The sequence below is a fragment of the Sphaerisporangium sp. B11E5 genome (genome assembly GCF_039871875.1).
Taxonomy (GTDB): domain Bacteria; phylum Actinomycetota; class Actinomycetes; order Streptosporangiales; family Streptosporangiaceae; genus Sphaerisporangium.
In genome coordinates this window covers 1-4,628 of record NZ_JBDPMD010000098.1, presented here as the reverse complement: position 1 = coordinate 4,628, position 4,628 = coordinate 1, and the positions used below count along the sequence as shown (strand labels likewise).

Annotated in this window: 1 protein-coding gene; it reads left to right on the top strand. The window is 74.9% G+C overall.

All coding sequences use genetic code 11. From position 1 onward, the window contains the following. Nucleotides 1-4,628, top strand: a 4,628-nt coding sequence (locus ABGB17_RS38620; RefSeq protein WP_347639331.1) for a type I polyketide synthase, incomplete at both ends; no start/stop codon positions are given.

The following is a 4,628-nucleotide window of genomic DNA, read 5'->3' as shown; positions in this document are numbered from 1 at the left end:
CCCACCCCCCATCCTCCTCACCGCCAAAACCCCCACCGCCCTCCGCAAACACGCCACCACACTCGCCGACCACCTCGAAGCACACCCCGGACTGGCCGCGAGCGACGTGGCCGCCACCCTGCTGCGCAGAGCCCGGCTGGAGCACGGCGCCGCCGTGGACGCCGAGGGCGAGGACCTGGTGGCGGCGCTGCGCGCCCTGTCCCGGGACGAGGTGCACGACGCGCTGATCACGGGGCGGAAGGTGCGGGGCGGGACGGTCTTCGTCTTCCCCGGCCAGGGGGCGCAGTGGACCGGGATGGCCCGCGAGCTCCTGCGGCGTGACCCCGTCTTCCGCGCGGAGATCGAGTCGTGCGCCGAGGCGTTCGCGCCGCACACCGGCTGGTCGCTCACCGATGTGCTCCTCGGGGCCGACGGCGCCCCGTCGCTTGAGCGGGTCGACGTCGTGCAGCCGGCGCTCTTCGCGGTGATGGTGTCGCTCGCGGCGATGTGGCAGGCCGCGGGAGTGCGCCCCGACGCCGTCGCCGGGCACTCCCAGGGCGAGATCGCCGCGGCGTACGTCGCGGGCGCGTTGTCGCTGGAGGACGCGGCCGCGCTGGTCACCCTGCGGAGCCTGGCCGTGGCCAGGATCGCGGGGGACGGCGGCATGGTGTCGGTCGCGCTCGGCGCGGAGGAGTTGGCGCCCGTCCTGGCCGGCCTGCCGGGCGAACTCGAGATCGCCGTGCGCAACGGCCCGCGCAGGACCGTGGTGGCGGGCGCCGCCGACGCTCTCGGCGCGTTGCTCTCCTGGTGCGACGAGCAGGGGGTGCGGGCACGCCGGATTCCCGTGGACTACGCCTCCCACTCCCGCCACGTGGAGCCGCTGGAGGAGCACCTGCTGGAGACGTTCGCCGGCCTGAAGCCCCGGCCGGCTCGCACCGCGTTCTACTCATCGGTGACCGGGGAGCAGGTCGACACCGGCACGCTGGACGCCGCCTACTGGTACGCGAACCTGCGCGGGACGGTCCAGTTCGAGGCCGCGGCGAACAGCCTGATCGACGCGGGCCACCGCATGTTCATCGAGGTCAGCCCGCACCCGGTGCTCACCGTGCCCATCGAGGAGATCCTCGGCGAGCGCGGCGCCACCGGTCTGGCCTGCGGCACGCTGCGGCGCGACGAGGGCGGCCCTGACACGTTCCGCCGCGCCCTCGCCGTGGCCCATCTCGGCGGCGCCCCGGTCACCTGGGCGGTGGCGCCCGCACCTCCGGTGGACCTGCCGACCTACCCGTTCGAACGGACCCGCTACTGGCTCACCCCGACCGCCGGCCAGGCAGGGACCACCCGGCTCGGGCTGGCCGCCGCGCACCACCCCCTGCTGGGCGCGATGGTCACCCTCGCCGACGGCGGCACCGTGCTGACCGGACGGCTCGACCTGGCCGCCCACGAGTGGCTCACCGGCCACCGCGTGTTCCGCACCACGCTGCTCCCCGGCACGGCCTTCGCCGAACTCGCCTCACACGCGGGAAACCTCGCCGGATGCCCCCGTGTCCGCGAACTCACCGTGCGCACCCCGATGCGACTCACCCCTGGCCGCCCGGCCCAGACACAGGTGACGGTGGACGCCCCGGATGAGGACGGACAGCGCCGCATCGACATGTACTCCCGGACGGCCGAGGACGAGCCGTGGACCCACCACGCGACAGGAGTCCTCGACGAAGGCAACGACCCGGCGCCCTCCGGACCGGTGACCGAGGCTGCCGGCTCGGTGGCGGTGCCGGCCGGAGCCGAGCCCGTCGACGTCACCGATCTGTACGAGCGGCTGTACCGGCTCGGCTACGACTACGGCCCCGCCTTCCGCGGGCTGACCGGTGCCTGGCGGGCCGGTGAAACGATCTACGTCGAGATCACCGCGACCGGCCCCGACCAGGCAGGCAGTCAGGACTTCACGGTCCATCCGGCGATGCTCGACGCCGCACTCCACCCCGTGGTCGCCGGGCTGACCGGGCCGGCCGACCCGGATCCCGGCCGTCCTCTGCTCCCCTTCGTCTTCGAGGGCCTGCGGCTGGCCGGCCGGGCCGACCGCGTGCTGCGTGCCCGCATCGACCCGCTCCCCGGTGCGCGGTTCCGCTACCTCTTCGCCGACGAGGCGGGTGAGCCGGTCGGCGCCGCCACCGTGGCGTTCCGCCCGGCCGGCCGGGCGGAACTGACCGGGGCGCGCGACGAGACGTACCGCATCGACTGGGAGCCGGTCACCGACCCGCCGCCGGGACACGATGAGGTGGTCGTGCTCGGCGGCTTCGGCGATATCGGTGCCCTCGTCGACCTCGGCGACCCGGCGACGCCCGTAGCGGACGACCTCGTGGCCACGCGCCACGCCCGGACCGTGCTGGTGCCGGTAGGCGGACGGACGGACCAGGTAGACGGACGGTCGGACGAAGAAGGCGGACGGGCGGACGAGGTGATCGCCCAGGCGCACGAGCGGGCCGCCGCCGTCCTCGGGCTGCTGCGAAGCCACCTGCGCGACCCGGCCTCGCGGGACACCCGTCTGACCGTGGTGACAGCGGAGCACGACCTCGCGTCCGCCCCGATCCGGGGGCTGGTCCGCACCGCGGCCGCCGAGCACCCGGGCCGGTTCGGCCTGGTGACCGTCGACGGCCCGGCACCGATCGCGCTGCTGGCCGCCGGCCACGGCGAGCGGGAGACGGCGGTGCGCGAGGCGGCCCTGTTCGCACCGAGGCTCGTCCCGGCCGAGCTCGCGGACCCGCCACGACGGGAACAGGACGGGAGCATAGGCGCGACCGTGCCCGCGACCGGAGGCACCGATACGACCGAGCCCGCGACCGGAGGCACCGATACGACCGTGCCCGCGACCGGAGGCACCGGTGCGACCGAGCCCGTGACCGGCGGGGCCGGTGCGACCGTGCTCGTGACCGGTGGTACCGGCGCGCTCGGTGCGCTGGTCGCGCGTAGGCTCGCCGCCGCGGTGGAGCCGCCGCACCTGCTGCTGGTCAGTCGTGGAGGGGCGGAGGCACCGGGGGCGGCCGAGCTGGCCGGGGAGCTGCGGGCGGCGGGGGCGGAGGTGACCGTCGCCGCGTGTGACGTGACCGATCGCGCGGCTCTCGCCGCGGTGATCGCGTCGATTCCCCAGGACCGGCCGCTGCGGTCCGTGGTGCACGCGGCGGGTGTGCTCGCCGACGCCACGGTCGGCGAGATGGACGTCGAAGAGCTCGCCGCCGTGCTGCGGCCCAAGGTGGACGCGGCCTGGCACCTGCATGAGCTGACGGCGGGGCTCCCCCTGGAGAGCTTCGTGTTGTTCTCCTCCGCCGTGGCCACTCTCGGCGTGCCAGGCCAGGCGAACTACGCGGCCGGCAACACCTTCCTCGACGCTCTGGCCGCGTACCGGCGCGCGGCCGGCCTGCCCGCCACGGCGATCGCCTGGGGACTGTGGCACGAGGCCGGAGCCATGACCGGCCACCTGGGCGACGCCGACCGTGCCAGGCTGGCCAGGTACGGCGTCGGGGTGCTCGACACCGGCCACGCGCTCGACGTGCTGGAACGGGTGCGCGACCCGCACACGGTGGTGTCGCCGCTGGACGAGGCCGTGTTGCGGCAGGAAGCGGTGGAGGGCCGCCTGCCGGCCCTGTTGTCCAGGATCGTCACGCTGCCCCCCGCCGTGCGGCGGGCCGAGGCCGGAGGCGCGTGGATGCGGCGGCTCGGGGCGGAGCCCCGGCACGAGTGGCCGCGCGTCCTCACCGCCCTGGTCAGGGAACAGGCGGCCGCCGTGCTCGACCACCGGGACCCGGACCGGGTGAGCGCCGACCGGCCGCTGACGGAGCTGGGCCTCGACTCGCTGACCGCCGTCGAGCTCCGCAACCGGCTGGCCACCCTGTCGGGCCTGTCCCTCCCGGCCACCGTGGTGTTCGAGTTCCCGACCGTGGCCGCGCTCGCCACACGTCTGCTGGACGGCCTCACGGCGGCCGAACCGGCGAAGGCGGCGGTGACCACGGTCGCGGCCGGGCCGGCGGACGACGACCCGGTGGTGATCGTGGGGATGGCGTGCCGGTTGCCCGGCGGGGTGACCTCGCCGCAGGAGCTGTGGGACCTGGTGGCGTCCGGCACCGACGCGACCGGCGACTTCCCCGATGACCGCGGCTGGGACGTGGACGCCCTCTACCACCCCGATCCCGACCACAAGGGGACCACCTACACGCGCCGGGGCGGCTTCCTCTACGACGCCGCCGAGTTCGACGCGGAGTTCTTCGGCATGAGCCCCCGCGAGGCCCTGGCGACCGACCCGCAGCAGCGGTTGTTGTTGCAGGTGGCGTGGGAGGCGCTGGAGCGTGCGGGCATCGACCCGACGTCGCTGAAGGAGAGCGACACCGGCGTGTTCATCGGCGCGATGTACGACGACTACGCCACGCGGCTGCGGACCGTGCCCGAGGAACTGGAGGGCATGCTGCTGGCCGGCAACGAGTCGAGCGTGGCGTCGGGGCGGATCGCGTACGTGCTCGGTCTGCAAGGCCCGGCGCTGACGGTGGACACCGCCTGCTCCTCCTCACTGGTCGCACTCGACCTGGCCGTACGCGCCGTCCGCTCCGGACAATGCACACTGGCACTGGCCGGCGGCGCCGCCATCATGGCCACCCCCGGCA